Below are 17,217 nucleotides of genomic sequence, written 5' to 3'. Positions count from 1 at the left end.
GCCCCCTCCGACGCTCTCAAAGGGGAGACCGACATGTTTTCCAAGATCCTGATCGCCAATCGCGGGGAGATCGCCTGCCGCGTGATCGAGACCGCACGCAAACTGGGCGTGGCGACCGTCGCCGTCTATTCCGAGGCCGACGTCGAGGCGCGCCATGTGGCGATGGCCGACGAGGCGGTGGCCATTGGCGGCCCCGCGCCGAAAGACAGCTATCTGCGCGGTGATGCGATCATCGACGCCGCCAAACAGACCGGCGCACAGGCGATCCATCCGGGCTACGGGTTCCTCTCGGAGAACCCCGATTTCGTGGACGCCGTCGAGGCGGCGGGGCTGGTCTTCATCGGCCCTTCGGCCAAGGCGATCCGCGCGATGGGGCTCAAGGACGCGGCCAAGGCCCTGATGGAAAAGGCGGGCGTGCCTGTCGTGCCGGGCTATCACGGCGACAATCAGGACCCCGAGCACCTCGCGGGCGCCGCCGACACGATCGGCTATCCGGTGCTGATCAAGGCGGTCGCGGGCGGCGGCGGCAAAGGGATGCGTCTGGTCGAGGCACCGTCCGAATTCGCGGATGCGCTGGCCTCGGCGCAAGGAGAGGCGCAGACCGCCTTCGGCAACCCCGCCGTTCTGATCGAGAAATTCATCGGCTCTCCGCGCCATATCGAAGTGCAGGTCTTCGGCGATGGCGAGGAAGCGGTGCATCTGTTCGAGCGCGATTGTTCGCTCCAGCGTCGCCACCAGAAGGTGATCGAGGAGGCCCCCGCGCCGGGCATGACGCCCGAGATGCGCGACGCGATGGGGCAGGCGGCGACGCGCGCCGCCGAGGCCATTGGCTACAAGGGCGCGGGTACTGTGGAGTTCATCGTGGACGGCTCAGACGGGCTGCGCCCGGATCGGTTCTGGTTCATGGAGATGAACACACGCCTGCAGGTCGAGCATCCCGTGACCGAGGCGATCACCGGTGTCGATCTGGTCGAATGGCAATTGCGGGTGGCGAGCGGCGAGCCGCTGCCCTGTGCGCAGGACGATCTGACGATCACCGGCCACGCGTTCGAGGCGCGTCTTTACGCAGAAGACGTGCCCGCGGGCTTCCTGCCCGCGACCGGGACCCTTTCGCACCTGCGCTTCGCCGATGGGTGCCGTGCAGATACCGGGGTGCGCACGGGCGATACGATCAGCCCGTGGTACGACCCGATGATCGCCAAGGTCATCACGCACGGGCCGACGCGGGCGACCGCGCTGGGGCAACTTGCGCGCGCCTTGGAAGAGACGGAAGTGGCGGGCACGGTGACGAACCTCGCCTTCCTCGCTCGGCTCGCGCGGCACGAGGGCTTCGCACAGGGCAAGGTCGATACCGGGCTGATCGGGCGCGAGATCGACGCGCTCGCCGCCCCGACCGAGACGCCGGTTGCCGCAAAAGCGCTGGCCGTGATCGCCGCGGCCGGGCTTTGGAACGGCGATGCGAGCGGCTTCAGCCTTTGGCAGACACCGCGCCGCGCCGTGCCTTTCGAGGAAGAGGCCGCGATCCGCGTGCACGGGCCCGGCCAAGTCACGGTCGAGCTGGGCGAGGAGGCCCATGCGTGCCAGCTGGCCGAGGATGGCTGGCGGGTGGATGGTGCTAAGACCGGGGCGCGGATGGCGCAGTCTGACGGGGCGATCACCATCTTCCTGCATGGCGCGCACCGTTTCGACATTCCCGACCCGCTGGCGCGGGGGGCGGATGCCGACGCTTCCGACCTGACGCTCGCACCGATGCCGGGGCTGGTGAAGGCGGTCTTCGTCTCTGCCGGCGACACGGTGGCGGCGGGGGACCGGCTTGCCATCATGGAAGCGATGAAGATGGAACACACGATGCGCGCAGCCCGCGACGGTGTGGTGGCTGAGGTGCTGGTGACTGAGGGCGCGCAGGTCGAAGCGGGCGCTGCGCTCATCCGGCTGGAGGACGAGGCATGATCCGACTGCATCACATCCCCGGCGCGCGCTCGATGCGGGTGCTGTGGCTGCTGGAGGAGATGGGGCTCGATTACGAGCTTCAGACATGGTCGCTCACCGATGGCTCGCTGCGCAGCCCGGAGTTTCGCGAACTCTCGCCCGCCGGGCGCATCCCGGCGCTGGAGGTCGACGGGCGGTCGATCTTCGAGAGCGGCGCGATCGTCGAATACCTGACCGAGACCCGGCCCGAGGCAGGGCTGGCCCCGGTCACGGGAGAGCCCACTCGCGCGGATTTCCTCGAATGGATACATTTCGCGGAGACGCAGGGTAATATCCTGCAAAGCCTCAATATTCAGCATATCTTCCTGCGTCCGCCCGAGGCGCGCTCGCCCGCGATGATGGCGCTCGAGACGAAGCGGCTTGGCGTCACGATGAAGGCGCTCGAGGCGCATCTGGCAGGGCGCGACTGGCTGATCGGGACGTTCTCGGCGGCCGATTGCATGATGGGGTTCAATATCGACGCGATGTTCCGCTTCGTGCCGCGCGAGGGCTTCCCGAACATCTCCGCCTATCGCGACCGGATCGAGGCGCGGCCTGCCTATCAGCGCGCGGTCGAGAAGGGCGGGGCGAGCATGTATGCGCAGGATTTCTACGAGCTGCCCCCGATGGAGCAAGGCAATGGCTGAGACTGTCGAAATCTTCGAGATGGCCCCGCGTGACGGGCTGCAGAACGAAAAGCGCCAGATCGCGCTTTCCGACAAGATCGCGCTGGTCGATTGCCTGAGCCGGGCCGGGTTCCGCCGGATCGAGGTGGGGTCTTTCGTCAGCCCGAAATGGGTGCCGCAAATGGCCGACTCGGCGGAGGTCTTCGCCGGGATCACGCGCCGCCCCGGTATTTCCTACGCGGCGCTGACGCCGAACATGAAAGGCTATGAGGCGGCGAAAGCGGCCAGAGTCGATGAGGTTTCGATCTTCGCCTCCGCCTCCGAGGGGTTTTCGCGCGCGAACCTCAATTGTTCGATCAGTGAAAGCCTCGAACGGTTCGCGCCGATCATGGAGGCTGCGAAAGTCGATAATATGAAAGTCCGCGGCTACATCTCTGTCGTCACGGATTGCCCCTTCGACGGCAAAACACCGCCGGAGAACGTGGCCCGGGTCGCCGCGCAACTGCGCGACATGGGCTGTTACGAGATCAGCCTCGGCGACACGATCGGGCAGGGTACGCCGGACAGCGTGACGGCGATGTTGCGCGCGGTGCTGGATGAGGTCCCGGCGGAAAAGCTCGCCGGACATTTCCACGACACCTCCAGGCGGGCGCTGGAGAATATCGAAGCCTCGCTGGCGATGGGCCTGCGGGTGTTCGACGCCTGCGTCGGTGGTCTGGGCGGCTGTCCCTATGCGCCCGGCGCGGCTGGCAATGTCGCGACGGAGGCGGTGCAGGCGCGGCTCGAAGCTTTAGGCTACGAGACCGGGCTGGATACGGCTGTTCTGGCCGAGGCGGCCGCGATGGCGAAGAAGATGAAAGGGCAGGGCGATGTTTGAGACGATCAAGACCGAGACCGATGCGCGTGGCATCGCGCGGCTCACGCTGGCGCGCTCGGAGAAGCATAACGCGCTCTCCGAGCAGATGATGGAGGAGATCACCGCGGCGATCGGCCAGCTTGGCTCGGACGACGCCGTGCGCGTGGTGATCCTCGCCGCTGAAGGGCGCAGCTTTTGTGCGGGCGGCGATCTGAAATGGATGCAGAGCCAGATCGCGGCGGGCGCGAAAGAGCGCGCGGCGGCGGCGCGCAAGCTCGCGGGAATGCTGCAGGCGCTCAACACCTGCCCGAAACCGGTGATCGGCGCGGTGCAGGGCAATGCTTTCGGCGGCGGCATCGGCATGATGTCGGTCTGTGACGTGGCCATCGGTGTCGAGGGCGCGAAATTCGGGCTGACCGAGACGCGGCTGGGCCTGACGCCCGCGACGATCTCTCCTTATGTCGTCGCGCGCATGGGCGAGGCGCGGGCGCGCCGCGTCTTCATGTCCTCGCGGATCTTCGAGGCCGCCGAGGCGCGTGATCTGGGATTGCTGGCCAAGGTGGTTTTGCCCGAGGTGCTGGAGCGCGCCGTGATGGCCGAGGCCGAGCCCTATCTCGCCTGCGCGCCGGGCGCGGTGGGCGAGGCCAAGGCCTTGGTCCGCGCGCTGGGGCCGCGGATCGACGAGAGCGTGATCGACATGACGATCGAGGCGTTGGTGACTCGCTGGGAATCCGCCGAGTCGGATGAAGGAATCACCGCGTTTTTCGAGAAGCGCGATGCGGCGTGGAAAGCTTAAGGCAGCCTTAAGCGGCACCCTGCGGCGCGCAGGTCGAATATTCCGAAAATTCAAAGCGCCGTTAAGTTTGATCGAAGGCTGCGCTGCTGCAAAAGCGGCGCAGTCCAACGCGGGCAGGCTCTGAGCGGCGCTCGAAGCGCAAAAAATTCGCATACATTCGTATGCAAAAAGCATCTGTGGCCCGCATTTGCATGATTTTCCGGCCTGCTCTCGGTTGACCCCAATGGGGCGCAAGGCTATTGCTCGCCTAGCCAGAACCTGCGCGACAAGTCGTCGCGATGTTAGGGAGCCAAGCCCATGCATGACATGCTGCGCGAATATCTTCCCATCCTCATCTTTCTCGCCATGGCGATCGTGTTGGGCCTTGTGCTCATGCTCGCCGCGGCAGTGGTGGCGGTCCGCAATCCCGACCCTGAGAAGGTGTCGGCCTACGAATGCGGTTTCAACGCCTTCGACGATGCCCGGATGAAGTTCGACGTTCGTTTCTACCTCGTTTCCATCCTCTTCATCATTTTCGATCTCGAAGTGGCCTTCCTCTTCCCTTGGGCGGTGGCCTTCGGTCAGCTTTCCATGGTCGGATTCTGGTCGATGATGGTCTTCCTGACGGTTCTGACCGTAGGATTCGCATATGAGTGGAAGAAAGGGGCGCTGGAATGGGCGTGATGACCTCTGCCAATACCGCCGGTGCGGATCGCGAAGTCGCGACGCAGACGCTGAACAAGGAATTGCAGGATAAAGGCTTCCTGCTGACCTCCACCGAAGACATCATCAACTGGGCGCGCAACGGCTCGCTGCACTGGATGACCTTCGGCCTCGCCTGCTGCGCCGTCGAGATGATGCAGGTCTCGATGCCGCGCTACGACCTCGAGCGCTTCGGCACCGCGCCGCGCGCCTCGCCGCGCCAGTCCGACCTGATGATCGTCGCCGGCACCCTGACCAACAAGATGGCGCCCGCTCTGCGCAAGGTCTACGACCAGATGCCCGAGCCGCGCTACGTGATCTCGATGGGCTCCTGCGCGAATGGCGGTGGCTATTACCACTACAGCTATTCGGTGGTGCGCGGCTGCGACCGCGTCGTGCCGGTCGATATCTACGTTCCGGGCTGCCCGCCCACGGCGGAGGCGCTGCTGTACGGCATCCTTCAGCTGCAACGCAAAATCCGCCGCACCGGCACGCTGGTGCGCTGAGGAGAGCGAGAGATGGACGATACTGCCCTTCGCGAATTGGCCGGCCATATCGAGCTGAAGCGCCCCGATGACGTGGTCTCCACCGAGATCGCCTTCAACGAGCTGACGGTCACGATCACCGCGCAATCCGTTCCCGGCTTCACCGAGTTCCTGCGCGACGATCCGAATTGCCGCTTCACCAACCTCGTGGACATCACGGCCATCGACTGGCCCGAACGCCCGCAGCGCTTCGATGTCGTCTGGCATTACCTGTCGATGTATCGCAACCAGCGCATCCGCATTAAGGCGGCGGTTCGCGAAGAGGACATGGTGCCCTCGATCACCAAGCTGCACCCCTGTGCCGATTGGTTCGAGCGCGAGATTTTCGACATGTTCGGCATCCTGTTCTCGGGCCATCCGGACCTGCGCCGTCTGCTGACCGATTACGGTTTCCGCGGCCATCCGCTGCGCAAGGATTTCCCGACGACGGGTTATGTCGAAGTGCGTTACGACGAAGTGCTCAAGCGCGTCGTCTATGAGCCGGTGAAACTGACGCAAGAATACCGGCAGTTCGATTTCCTCTCGCCATGGGAAGGGGCCAAATACATCCTTCCCGGTGACGAGAAGGGCGAGGAGGCGAAATGATGGACGGCGATATCCGCAACAATGTCTATGATGACGGCTCGAAGGACACGCTGACCGACGAGCAGCGCATCCGCAACTTCAACATCAACTTCGGTCCCCAACACCCGGCCGCCCACGGCGTGCTGCGCATGGTGCTGGAGCTGGACGGCGAGGTCGTGGAACGCGCCGACCCGCATATCGGGCTGCTGCACCGTGGCACCGAGAAGCTGATGGAAAGCCGCACCTATCTGCAGAACCTGCCTTACTTCAATCGCCTCGACTATGTCGCGCCGATGAACCAGGAACATGCGTGGTGCCTCGCCATCGAGAAACTGACCGGCGTGGAAGTTCCGCGTCGCGGCTCGCTGATCCGCGTGCTCTACTCCGAGATCGGGCGCATCCTGAACCACCTGCTCAACGTGACGACGCAGGCGATGGACGTGGGCGCGCTGACGCCGCCGCTCTGGGGTTTCGAAGAGCGCGAGAAGCTGATGGTCTTCTACGAGCGGGCCTGCGGCGCACGTCTGCACTCGGCCTATTTCCGGCCCGGCGGCGTCCACCAGGACCTGCCGCCGAAGCTGCTCGACGATATCGAGGCATGGGCGCATGAGTTCCCGAAAGTGCTCGACGATATCGAAGGGCTGCTGACCGAGAACCGCATCTTCAAGCAGCGCAACGTCGATATCTGCGTCATCTCCGAGGAAGAGATCCAGCAATGGGGCTATTCCGGCGTGATGGTGCGTGGCTCCGGCCTTGCATGGGACCTGCGCCGCGCGCAGCCCTACGAATGCTATGACGAGTTCGACTTCCAGATTCCGATCGGCAAGAACGGCGATTGCTACGACCGCTACCTCTGCCGGATGGCGGAAATGCGCGAGTCGACCAAGATCGTGCTTCAGGCGATCGAGAAGCTGCGGATGCCGGAAAATCAGGGCGACGTGCTTGCCCGCGGCAAGGTGACCCCGCCGAAGCGGTCGGAGATGAAGCGCTCGATGGAAGCGCTGATCCACCACTTCAAGCTTTATACCGAAGGCTTCCACGTCCCCGCGGGCGAGGTTTATGCCGCCGTCGAAGCGCCCAAGGGCGAGTTCGGCGTCTATCTGGTGGCCGACGGCACGAACAAGCCGTATCGCGCGAAGATCCGCGCTCCGGGTTACCTGCATCTGCAATCCATGGATCACGTCGCCAAGGGGCACATGCTCGCCGACGTCTCTGCAATCATCGGCACGATGGATATCGTGTTCGGGGAGGTTGACCGCTAATGCTTCGCCGTCTTTACCCGGAACAACCCGATAGTTTCGAGTTCACGCCCGAGAACCTCGCATGGGCCAAGGCCCAGATGACCAAGTTCCCGGTCGGCCGTCAGGCCTCGGCGATCATCCCGCTGCTGTTCCGCGCACAGGAACAGGAAGGCTGGCTGAGCCGTCCGGCGATCGAAACCGTCGCCGAGATGCTCGACATGCCCTATATGCGGGCGCTCGAGGTCGCGACCTTCTACTTCATGTTCCAGCTGGCCCCGGTCGGCTCGGTCGCCCACCTGCAGATCTGCGGCACCACCTCGTGCATGATCTGCGGCGCGGAAGACCTGATGAAGGTCTGCAAGGAAAAGATCGCCGCCGAGCCGTTCCAGCTCTCGGACGATGGCAAGTTCTCGTGGGAAGAGGTCGAGTGCCTCGGCGCCTGCGCGAACGCACCGATGATGCAGGTCGGCAAGGATTACTACGAAGACTTGACCGAGGAGAGTCTCGCGAAGCTGATCGACGAAATGGGCAAGGGCGACGTGCCGAAGCCCGGCTCGCAGACCGGCCGCTTCTCGTCCGAGCCCGCCTCGGGCCTGACCGCGCTCACCGAGTCCAAGGGCGACAAGGAAGAGTACAATGCTTCGGTCGACCTCGCGGTCGGCATCGGCGACACGATCAAGCGTATCGACGGCACGGAAGTGCCGCTTGCCGCACCGTGGCAGAGCTCGGGCCAGCGCGGTCCGATCGGCACCATGGGGCAGGAGCGTCCGCGCTCTGCCGCGCAACAGGACGAGGCGCGCAAGGCCGCCAAGAAAACCGAGGCCAAGCCCGCCAAGGACACGCCCGCCGACAAGACCGGCGTGACGAAATCCGAAGCGCAGGCCACGTCGAAGGCCCGCCCGGAGTCCAAGCGTGAGCCGGAAGGCACCGAGGCCGACGCGAAACCCGAGACCGCGCAGGCAGAGGCGGGCGAAAAGCCCAAGCTGCTCGACGCACCGCGCGACGGTGGCGCCGATGACCTCAAGATGATCAAGGGCGTCGGGCCGAAGCTCGAGACGCTTCTGCATTCGATGGGCATTTATCACTTCGACCAGATCGCTGGCTGGACCGATGCGGAACTCGCTTGGGTCGACAGCAATCTCGAAGGGTTCAAAGGTCGCGCGACGCGTGACGACTGGAAAGGTCAGGCAGAGAAACTGGCCAGCGGGGCGGAGACCGAGTTCTCGTCGCGCGCAAAGAAAGACGGCATTTACGAATAAGCGCAACAGGGTAGAGACCGCCGTTCGGCGGAGTGAATGGAGAAACGGGAATGGGTGATCAGACACAAGGGTGCCGCGGCAAGGCGGGTATCTGGGCAGGTATTACGGGGCTTGTGGTCGCCGTATTCCTGATGGTCGTGGCGCATGAGCCCTTCTTCGTGGCTGTGTTCCTCGGTCTCCTGACCGTGCTGCTCTTCGGCGCCTTCCTGATCTGGGCATTCTGCTCCGAACATGGCGCGCCGGGCGCGGCTGATGGCACCGGGGCGGCTGACAAAGACTCCGAAATTCCCGAAAGCCCGGTCGAGACCTTCAACGCCTCCTCTCCCGAAGGGGTCGCGGCGCAAGCGCAGGCGGCAGCGGCGGCACCGACGCCCGCAGCCGAGCGCGAGGTGGCGCGTGCCGACACCATGACGCCCAAGGACGAAGCGGCCACGCCCGAGGCAGACAAGCCCGAGCCCGGTCCGACCACCAAGCCCGCGATGGAAGAGCCCGAGGCCGAGAAGCCCAAGGCCGAAGCCGAGCCGAAGGCGGAAGAGCCTAAAGCCGAAGAACCGAAAGCCGAGCCCGAGAGCGACGAAACCACGCCGCTCTCCGCGATGTCGGCGCAGGTCGCGGATAAGCCCGCCGCCAATGCCGGGGGCCAACCCGAGGCTGCCGAGGGCGACGGCAAGAAGCCGCGCGGCCTCAAACAGCCGCGCAAGGCGGGGGCCGACGATCTCAAGAAGATCGAAGGCGTCGGCCCGAAGCTCGAAGAAGTGCTGAACGGCTGGGGCATCTACCATTACGACCAGATCGCGAAGTGGGGCCCCGAAGAGATTGCCTATGCGGACCAGAACGTGCCGCGTTTCAAGGGGCGCTGCTCCCGCGACAAGTGGGTCAGCCAGGCGAAGATCATCGTCGAGGAAGGCATGGATGCGTTCCTCGAACGGGCGAAGACGAACGATTACTGAGCGGGGGTGAATGAGCCAGATCGACGAGCACGACAGGGCGTTGGGGCGTAGAGCCGCCCTTATCATCGCCGTCGCCACGATCCTCTGGCTCCTCCTGCAATGGATCGGACAACAACAGGGCTGGTCGGCGCAGGTCGCGCTGATCGGCGATCTCGCGGCGATAGCCGCCTATATCTACGCGCTGGCACTCGTCTGGCGCATCTGGCGCCGGAAATCCGGCAAGTGAGGGAAGCGATATGCTGAAGGATCAAGACCGGATCTTCACCAATCTCTACGGGATGCATGACCGCTCTCTGCAGGGCGCGAAGATGCGCGGGCATTGGGACGGCACTGGCGAGATCCTGTCGAAAGGCAAGGATTGGATCATCGAGCAAGTGAAGGCCTCCGGCCTGCGCGGGCGCGGTGGGGCAGGCTTCCCGACGGGTCTCAAGTGGTCCTTCATGCCGAAGGAAAGCGACGGGCGTCCGGCCTTCCTCGCGATCAACGCGGACGAATCCGAACCCGCGACCTGCAAGGACCGCGAAATCATGCGCCACGATCCGCATACGCTGATCGAAGGCGCGCTGATCGCCGGCTTCGCGATGGGCGCGGCTGCGGCCTATATCTACATCCGCGGCGAATATGTCCGCGAGAAAGAGGCGCTGCAGCGCGCGATCGACGAGGCCTATGAAGACGGGCTGATCGGCAAGAACGCCTGCGGCTCCGGCTACGATTACGACGTTTACTTGTCGCACGGCGCGGGCGCCTATATCTGCGGCGAGGAAACGGCGCTGCTGGAGAGCCTCGAAGGCAAGAAGGGCATGCCCCGGATGAAGCCTCCGTTCCCGGCAGGTGCGGGCCTCTACGGTTGCCCGACCACGGTGAACAACGTGGAATCCATCGCCGTTGTGCCGACCATCCTGCGCCGCGGCGCGGAGTGGTATGCGGGCTTCGGGCGTCCGAACAATACCGGCGTGAAGCTCTTTGCCATGTCGGGCCACGTCAACACGCCCTGCGTCATCGAAGAGACCATGTCGATCTCGATGAAGGAACTGATCGAGAAGCATGGCGGCGGCGTCCGTGGCGGCTGGAAGAACCTCAAGGCGGTGATCCCGGGCGGTGCGTCCTGTCCGATCCTGCCCGCCGATCAATGCGAAGACGCGATCATGGATTACGACGGCATGCGCGAGCTGAAATCCAGCTTCGGCACCGCCTGCATGATCGTCATGGATCAGAATACCGACGTGATCAAAGCCGTCTGGCGCCTGTCCAAGTTCTTCAAGCACGAAAGCTGCGGCCAGTGTACGCCTTGCCGCGAAGGCACGGGCTGGATGATGCGCGTGATGGACCGTCTGGTGCGCGGCGAGGCCGAGATCGAAGAGATCGACATGCTGTTCGACGTGACCAAACAGGTCGAGGGCCACACGATCTGCGCGCTCGGCGACGCAGCCGCCTGGCCGATCCAGGGTCTGATCCGTCACTTCCGCGAAGAGATCGAAGACCGCATCAAGGCCCGCAAGACGGGCCGCATGGGCGCGATGGCGGCGGAGTGAGAGACTAGTCGGATGCAAAAAGAATTCGAACTTGTGGACAATGTTTGGCGCGTCTCCGTTACGCCTCGGAGATTGTCTCGCCCTGTTCGCATCTTTGCGTTGTCCGTTGCGCTCGTGGGGACTGCCCTGCTTTTTGTTGTCCTTTTCCAACTCGGTGTTTCTGCGAACGCAGGGAATGAACAGTCGCTAGAATTGATGGTCCTTTTGATTCTGTTCCTGTTTGTTGCTGTTCAGCACTTCATTTTTCGGTCGATTGTGCCAGAACAGTATCGGTTCACGAATGAGTACGGCTTCACGAAAACATCGTATCTCTTATCGCTCAACTGGGCCGCCTATTTCATCATCATTTCTCTCATCTTCGTCAGATTGGGAGGTGCGAATTGAGTGACGTTCTTCACCTTTCCGAGCTGAATATCGGCCGACTGGTTGTCGAACCGGGCGACCCGCGCGTGGAGGCGGCATGATGCGGGCGGTGATCATATCGGGCTGCGCGCTGGCGCTCGGTGGCTGCATGGGCACTCCGGGCGGCACCGAGGCGTCCAAAGGTCCGCGCCGTCTGGCGGCGGTTGAGGGCTACACGGCGGCCTATGACGCAAACGGCGCGCTTGTCGTGATGCGGCAGGCTCAGCCCTTTGCGAATGACGAGGGCGCCGAGGCCAAGCGGGCCGCGAACGCCATCTGCGGCGGGGCTGTGGCCTCGTCGATCGACGATACATACCGGGACGGCGCTTGGGTCTTCCCGATGGGCTGCGGACACGCGGCCTGACCTAAAACCCGCGCGGGGGCAACCTCGCGCCCGAAGAGACGAGACGGATAGCCATGGCTGACCTGAGAAAGATCATCATCGACGGGAACGAGGTCGAGGTCGATCCGAACCTCACGCTGATCCAGGCGTGCGAACAGGCGGGGATCGAGATCCCGCGCTTCTGCTACCACGAGCGTCTGTCGATTGCGGGCAACTGCCGGATGTGTCTGGTGGAAGTCGTGGGCGGTCCGCCGAAGCCTGCCGCCTCCTGCGCGATGCAGGTGCGCGATATGCGCCCGGGGCCGGAAGGCGCGCCGCCGGTGATCAAGACGAACTCGCCGATGGTCAAGAAGGCCCGCGAGGGGGTGATGGAGTTCCTGCTCATCAACCACCCGCTCGACTGCCCGATCTGCGACCAGGGCGGCGAATGCGATTTGCAAGACCAGGCAATGGCTTACGGGGTGGACTTCAGCCGCTACCGCGAGCCCAAGCGCGCCGCGACCGAGCTGAACCTCGGCCCGCTGGTCGAGACCCATATGACGCGCTGCATCTCCTGCACCCGCTGCGTACGCTTCACCACCGAAGTCGCGGGCATCACTCAGATGGGCCAGACCGGTCGGGGCGAGGATGCGGAGATCGCGAACTACCTGAACATGACGCTCGACTCCAACATGCAGGGCAACATCATCGACCTGTGCCCGGTGGGCGCGCTGGTCTCCAAGCCCTACGCGTTCACCGCGCGTCCGTGGGAATTGACGAAGACCGAGACCGTCGACGTGATGGACGCCGTGGGCTCGAACATCCGCGTCGATACCAAGGGGCGCGAAGTGATGCGCATCCTGCCGCGCAACAATGACGACGTGAACGAGGAGTGGATCTCCGACAAGACCCGCTTCGTCTGGGACGGTCTGCGCCGCCAGCGTCTCGACAAGCCTTACGTCCGCGTCGACGGCAAGCTGAAGCCCGCAAGCTGGGGCGAGGCGCTGCGCGCCGCCGCCGAGGCGATGAAGGGCAAGAAAGTCGCCGGTCTCGTGGGCGATCTGGTCTCGACCGAGGCAGCTTTCTCGCTCAAGCAACTGATCGAAGGTCTGGGCGGCACCGTCGAATGCCGCACCGATGGCGCGCGCCTGCCGATCGGCAACCGCTACGGCTATGTCGGCAACGCGACGATCGCCGATCTGGATAACGCCGAGATGGTGCAGATCATCGGCGCGAACCCGGCCGTGGAAGCGCCCGTTCTGAACGCGCGCATCCGCAAGGCCTGGGCCAAGGGCGCGACTGTCGGTCTCGTCGGGGAGGCCTGCGATCTGACCTATGACTACGTCCATGTCGGCACCGACCGCGCCGCTCTGGCGGAGCTGTCGGGCAAGACGATCTCGGACGAGACGAAGGCGAAGAACACCGTCGTCATCATCGGGCAGGGCGCTCTGAACGAAGCCGATGGCGAGGCGGTTCTGGCCCACGCGATGCAGCTGGCCGAGAACTCCAACGCCAAGTTCATGGTGCTGCACACCGCCGCGGCCCGTGTCGGCGCGATGGATGTGGGCGCTGTGACCGAGGGCGGTCTGCTCGCGGCCATCGACGGCGCGGAAGTGATCTACAACATGGGCGCCGACGAGGTGGAGGTCACTCCGCGCGCCGAGGGTGGCCCCTTCGTGATCTATCAGGGCAGCCACGGCGATCGCGGGGCCAACCGCGCCGACGTGATCCTGCCGGGCGCGGCCTACACGGAAGAAAACGGCCTCTTCGTGAACACTGAAGGGCGTCCGCAGCTGGCTTTCCGCGCGGCTTTCCCGCCGGGCGAGGCGAAAGAGAACTGGGCGATCCTGCGCGCGCTCTCGGCCGAGCTGGACGCCAAGCAGCCTTGGGATACGCTCGCCGGTCTGCGCCGCGCGATGGTCGCGGACGTGCCGCATCTCGCGCAGGTCGATGAGGTTGTGGAGAACGAAGTGCAGGCCATCGAGCCGCGCGACATGGGCAAGGCGACCTTCCGTCTGCCGATCCACGAATTCTATCTGACCAACCCGATCGCACGGGCCTCCGTGGTGATGGGCGAATGCGCGAGCCTCGCGAAAGCGCGGGCCGAAGCGCTGGTTGCCGCCGAGTGAGGTTGAGACGGATGATGCAGACCCTGCCCAATATCGCACCGCTCGCCCCCGGCCTTCTGGCCGGTCTGGCGGCGTGCACGCCGACTGGCGGGGCGCAGGGGGATAGCGCGGTCAAACCGGACTATCGGGGCACCGAGACACGGCTCCTCGACAGCGATCTGGTGGAGATCCGCGCGCGCGTCTCGGGCGAGGGCGCTGGCGAGAAAGCGGCGACCGATTATGCCCAATGCGCAGCCGCGCAATATGCGCTGGTGCGCGGCTATGGATTTGCGCGCCACGTGCGCACGAATGTGACTGAAGAGGGTGGCATCTGGCGGGCAGATGCGGTCTACACCATCTCGCCCGCCTTGCCGCAGGGACTCAAGACGATCGACGCGGAAGTGACCGTCGCCGATTGCAAGGATCGCGGCATTCCGACCGTATGAAGAGAGTGGGACATCATGGCTGAATTCTTCGCGACACCTTTCGGGATCTTCCTGCTGATCGTGCTGCAGAGCTTGGCGGTTATCGCCTTCGTGATGCTTTCGATGATCTGGCTGGTCTATGGCGACCGCAAGATCTGGGCTGCCGTGCAGATGCGTCGCGGGCCGAACGTCGTCGGGCCTTGGGGGCTGATGCAGACCTTCGCGGATGCGCTGAAATATGTGGTCAAGGAAATCGTCGTACCGGCGGGCGCCGACAAGTTCGTCTATTTCCTCGCCCCGATCCTGAGCTTCGTGCTGGCGATGCTGACCTTCGCGGTGATCCCCTTCGCCGACGGATGGGTGCTGGCCGATATCAACGTTGCCCTTCTGTTCGTCTTCGCGGCCTCCTCGCTCGAAGTGTACGGCGTGATCATGGGCGGCTGGGCGTCGAACTCGAAATACCCGTTCCTCGGCTCGCTCCGCTCGGCCGCGCAGATGATCTCCTACGAGGTCTCGATCGGTCTGATCATCATCGGGGTGATCATCTCGACCGGCTCGATGAACCTGTCGACCATCGTGCGCGCGCAGGATACCGGCTGGGGCCTGCTGGGCTGGTACTGGCTGCCCCACCTGCCGATGGTGGCGCTGTTCTTCATCTCGGCGCTGGCCGAGACCAACCGCCCGCCCTTCGACCTTCCGGAAGCGGAATCCGAACTCGTTGCGGGCTTCATGGTGGAATACAGCTCGACCCCGTATCTGCTGTTCATGGCCGGCGAATATATCGCGATCTGGCTGATGTGCGCGCTGATGTCGATCCTGTTCTTCGGCGGCTGGCTGTCCCCGATCCCGGGGTTGCCTGACGGGGTACTGTGGATGTTCGCCAAGATGGTGTTCTTCTTCTTCATGTTCGCGATGGTGAAGGCGATCGTGCCGCGCTACCGCTACGACCAGCTCATGCGGATTGGCTGGAAAGTCTTCCTGCCGCTGTCGCTGGCGTGGGTGGTGATCATCGCCTTCCTCGCGAAATTCGAAATCTTCGGGCACTTCTGGGCCCGCTGGGCGATGGGGAGCTGATAGATGGCTTTCGACTATAACCGCGCTGCCAAGTATTTCCTGCTGGTGGACTTCATCAAAGGCTTCGGCCTGGGGATGCGCTATTTCTTCGCGCCGAAACCCACGCTGAACTACCCGCACGAAAAGGGCCCGCTGTCGCCGCGCTTCCGTGGCGAGCACGCCCTGCGCCGCTACCCCAACGGGGAAGAGCGCTGCATCGCGTGCAAACTGTGCGAGGCGATCTGCCCGGCGCAGGCGATCACGATCGACGCGGAACCCCGCGCCGACGGCTCGCGCCGCACGACGCGCTACGACATCGACATGACGAAATGCATCTATTGCGGCTTCTGTCAGGAAGCCTGCCCGGTGGATGCGATCGTCGAAGGTCCGAATTTCGAATTCTCGACCGAGACCCGCGAGGAGCTGTTCTACGACAAGCAGAAGCTCCTTGAGAACGGGGCCCGCTGGGAAGCAGAGATTGCCCGCAACCTCGAACTGGATGCGCCTTACAGATGACCGACGATTTTTCGAAACTCTTTAGCAACATGATGGAGCAGTCGGCCGAGATGGCGCGGCTGTTCAATCCGGCGCTGGAAAGTTTCAATCCGGCTGCGATGGAGAAACTCTTCCCCACCATGTCGAAGGACATGATGGAGATGTGGTTCGGCAAGACCTTCAACCGCGAAGGGCTCGACAGCCGGACGCGGCTTCTGGTGACGATCGCCGCGCTCACGGTGCTGGGCGCGCAAGCGGATTCGCAGCTGCGCCTGACGATCCGGCACGCGCTCGAGGCCGGGGCCACGCAACGCGAGATCGCCGAGGTGATCTTTCAGATGAGCATGTTCGGCGGGGTGCCCGCCATGACCCGCGCGCTCGAGATCGCGCAATCGGTCTTCGACGAGAATTCGGGAGAGAACGAATGACGGTGTTTGCTTTCGCCTTCTACCTTTTCGCCATTACGGCGGTGGTCGCGGGCTTCATGGTGGTGATTTCCAAGAACCCGGTCCATTCGGTGCTCTGGCTGATCCTCACCTTCCTGTCGGCAGCGGGGCTTTTCGTGCTGCTGGGCTCGGAATTCGTCGCGATGCTGTTGATCATCGTCTATGTCGGCGCGGTCGCGGTGCTCTTCCTCTTCGTGGTGATGATGCTCGATGTCGACTTCGCCGCGCTGAAAGGCGAGCTGGCGCGCTATATGCCGCTGGGCCTGCTGATCGGGGTCGTGATGCTGGTGCAGCTGGGCATCGCCTTCGGCGCATGGCAGACCTCCGGCATGGCGGAAAGCCTGCGTGCCGATCCGGTGCCCGAGGGCATGACCAACGCGCAGGCGATCGGCCTGCTCGTCTATGACAAATACCTCTACCTCTTCCAGACGGCGAGCCTGATCTTGCTGGTCGCGATGATCGGGGCGATCCTTCTGACGCTGCGCCATCGTACCAACGTCAAGCGCCAGAACGTCATCGCGCAGATGCATCGCGATCCGGCCAAGACGATGGAAATGGTGGACGTCAAACCGGGGCAGGGGCTGTGAGCGAACAAAAGCAAGCGAAAAACGCGAGTTCGGAAACGAGGGTGAACGCATGATCGGATTGGAACATTACCTTGGCGTGGCTGCCGCGCTGTTCGTGATCGGCATTTTCGGGATCTTCGTGAACCGCAAGAACGTGATCGTCATCATGATGTCGATCGAACTGATGCTGTTGGCGGTGAATATCAACCTGGTGGCCTTCGCGGCCTATCTGGATGACCTCGTCGGACAGATCTTCACCCTCTTCGTGCTGACCGTTGCGGCAGCCGAGGCCGCGATCGGCCTTGCGATCCTTGTGGTCTTCTTCCGCAACCGCGGCTCGATCGAGGTCGAAGACGTCAACGTGATGAAGGGATAAGGGACG

21 protein-coding genes are annotated in these 17,217 nt (G+C 63.9%); all 21 read left to right on the top strand.

The window, feature by feature from the left end; all coding sequences use genetic code 11:
- Nucleotides 1–33: 33 nt before the first annotated feature.
- The 21 genes from BMI86_RS02015 (at nucleotide 34) to nuoK (ending at nucleotide 17,211) form a co-directional block, all read left to right on the top strand.
- A complete protein-coding gene (locus BMI86_RS02015) occupies nucleotides 34–1,950 on the top strand; it encodes an acetyl/propionyl/methylcrotonyl-CoA carboxylase subunit alpha (RefSeq protein WP_078539535.1) in 1,917 nt (638 codons plus the stop codon).
- Entirely contained in the window at nucleotides 1,947–2,615 is a 669-nt protein-coding gene (locus BMI86_RS02010; RefSeq protein WP_078539534.1) for a glutathione S-transferase family protein, read from the top strand. The genes BMI86_RS02015 and BMI86_RS02010 overlap by 4 nt, the downstream gene beginning before the upstream one ends.
- Complete coding sequence (locus tag BMI86_RS02005; protein WP_078539533.1) at nucleotides 2,608–3,471, top strand: hydroxymethylglutaryl-CoA lyase; 864 nt, start codon at nucleotides 2,608–2,610, stop codon at nucleotides 3,469–3,471. The genes BMI86_RS02010 and BMI86_RS02005 overlap by 8 nt, the downstream gene beginning before the upstream one ends.
- Entirely contained in the window at nucleotides 3,464–4,246 is a 783-nt protein-coding gene (locus BMI86_RS02000; protein WP_078539532.1) for a crotonase/enoyl-CoA hydratase family protein, read from the top strand. Before BMI86_RS02005 ends, BMI86_RS02000 begins: the two co-directional genes overlap by 8 nt.
- 297 nt (nucleotides 4,247–4,543) lie before the next feature.
- On the top strand, nucleotides 4,544–4,909 hold the full coding sequence (locus BMI86_RS01995; RefSeq protein ID WP_078519432.1) for an NADH-quinone oxidoreductase subunit A: 366 nt from the start codon (nucleotides 4,544–4,546) through the stop codon (nucleotides 4,907–4,909).
- A complete protein-coding gene (locus tag BMI86_RS01990; RefSeq protein WP_075774728.1) occupies nucleotides 4,909–5,433 on the top strand; it encodes an NADH-quinone oxidoreductase subunit B in 525 nt (174 codons plus the stop codon). The genes BMI86_RS01995 and BMI86_RS01990 overlap by 1 nt, the downstream gene beginning before the upstream one ends.
- A gap of 12 nt (nucleotides 5,434–5,445) precedes the next feature.
- Nucleotides 5,446–6,057, top strand: coding sequence for an NADH-quinone oxidoreductase subunit C (locus tag BMI86_RS01985; RefSeq protein WP_078539531.1), 612 nt, complete (start codon nucleotides 5,446–5,448; stop codon nucleotides 6,055–6,057).
- Nucleotides 6,054–7,298, top strand: a complete 1,245-nt coding sequence (locus tag BMI86_RS01980) for an NADH-quinone oxidoreductase subunit D (protein ID WP_078539530.1) — start codon at nucleotides 6,054–6,056, stop codon at nucleotides 7,296–7,298. The genes BMI86_RS01985 and BMI86_RS01980 overlap by 4 nt, the downstream gene beginning before the upstream one ends.
- Nucleotides 7,298–8,536: an NADH-quinone oxidoreductase subunit E gene (locus tag BMI86_RS01975; protein ID WP_078539529.1), complete on the top strand. Its 1,239-nt coding sequence runs from the start codon at nucleotides 7,298–7,300 to the stop codon at nucleotides 8,534–8,536. The genes BMI86_RS01980 and BMI86_RS01975 overlap by 1 nt, the downstream gene beginning before the upstream one ends.
- A gap of 50 nt (nucleotides 8,537–8,586) precedes the next feature.
- Entirely contained in the window at nucleotides 8,587–9,486 is a 900-nt protein-coding gene (locus tag BMI86_RS01970) for a hypothetical protein (protein WP_078539528.1), read from the top strand.
- Nucleotides 9,487–9,496: 10 nt separating this feature from the next.
- Entirely contained in the window at nucleotides 9,497–9,712 is a 216-nt protein-coding gene (locus BMI86_RS01965; protein ID WP_078539527.1) for a DUF5337 family protein, read from the top strand.
- Between the two features lie 10 nt (nucleotides 9,713–9,722).
- Nucleotides 9,723–11,018: an NADH-quinone oxidoreductase subunit NuoF gene (gene nuoF, locus BMI86_RS01960; protein ID WP_078539526.1), complete on the top strand. Its 1,296-nt coding sequence runs from the start codon at nucleotides 9,723–9,725 to the stop codon at nucleotides 11,016–11,018.
- Between the two features lie 12 nt (nucleotides 11,019–11,030).
- The gene (locus BMI86_RS01955) at nucleotides 11,031–11,402 is read left to right on the top strand and encodes a hypothetical protein (RefSeq protein ID WP_078539525.1); all 372 of its coding nucleotides are present in this window, start codon (nucleotides 11,031–11,033) and stop codon (nucleotides 11,400–11,402) included.
- A gap of 76 nt (nucleotides 11,403–11,478) precedes the next feature.
- Nucleotides 11,479–11,784 (top strand): hypothetical protein, encoded by a 306-nt coding sequence (locus tag BMI86_RS01950; protein ID WP_078539524.1) that lies wholly within the window; start codon nucleotides 11,479–11,481, stop codon nucleotides 11,782–11,784.
- Between the two features lie 53 nt (nucleotides 11,785–11,837).
- The gene (gene nuoG / locus BMI86_RS01945; protein ID WP_078539523.1) at nucleotides 11,838–13,871 is read left to right on the top strand and encodes an NADH-quinone oxidoreductase subunit NuoG; all 2,034 of its coding nucleotides are present in this window, start codon (nucleotides 11,838–11,840) and stop codon (nucleotides 13,869–13,871) included.
- Between the two features lie 14 nt (nucleotides 13,872–13,885).
- Nucleotides 13,886–14,296, top strand: a complete 411-nt coding sequence (locus BMI86_RS01940; protein ID WP_172976187.1) for a hypothetical protein — start codon at nucleotides 13,886–13,888, stop codon at nucleotides 14,294–14,296.
- Between the two features lie 15 nt (nucleotides 14,297–14,311).
- Nucleotides 14,312–15,349: an NADH-quinone oxidoreductase subunit NuoH gene (nuoH, locus tag BMI86_RS01935; RefSeq protein WP_078519421.1), complete on the top strand. Its 1,038-nt coding sequence runs from the start codon at nucleotides 14,312–14,314 to the stop codon at nucleotides 15,347–15,349.
- 3 nt (nucleotides 15,350–15,352) lie between these two features.
- Nucleotides 15,353–15,844 (top strand): NADH-quinone oxidoreductase subunit NuoI, encoded by a 492-nt coding sequence (nuoI, locus tag BMI86_RS01930; protein ID WP_075774482.1) that lies wholly within the window; start codon nucleotides 15,353–15,355, stop codon nucleotides 15,842–15,844.
- Nucleotides 15,841–16,251, top strand: coding sequence for a carboxymuconolactone decarboxylase family protein (locus tag BMI86_RS01925; protein ID WP_078519420.1), 411 nt, complete (start codon nucleotides 15,841–15,843; stop codon nucleotides 16,249–16,251). The genes nuoI and BMI86_RS01925 overlap by 4 nt, the downstream gene beginning before the upstream one ends.
- Nucleotides 16,248–16,856 (top strand): NADH-quinone oxidoreductase subunit J, encoded by a 609-nt coding sequence (locus BMI86_RS01920; RefSeq protein WP_078539522.1) that lies wholly within the window; start codon nucleotides 16,248–16,250, stop codon nucleotides 16,854–16,856. The genes BMI86_RS01925 and BMI86_RS01920 overlap by 4 nt, the downstream gene beginning before the upstream one ends.
- 49 nt (nucleotides 16,857–16,905) lie before the next feature.
- Nucleotides 16,906–17,211, top strand: coding sequence for an NADH-quinone oxidoreductase subunit NuoK (nuoK, locus tag BMI86_RS01915; protein WP_075774485.1), 306 nt, complete (start codon nucleotides 16,906–16,908; stop codon nucleotides 17,209–17,211).
- Nucleotides 17,212–17,217 lie beyond the last annotated feature (6 nt).

The sequence above is a fragment of the Thioclava sp. DLFJ5-1 genome (assembly GCF_002020115.1).
Taxonomy (GTDB): Bacteria; Pseudomonadota; Alphaproteobacteria; order Rhodobacterales; family Rhodobacteraceae; genus Thioclava; species Thioclava sediminum.
The sequence above is the reverse complement of the archived record's forward strand: the minus strand, read 5'-3'. Positions and strand labels throughout refer to the sequence as shown.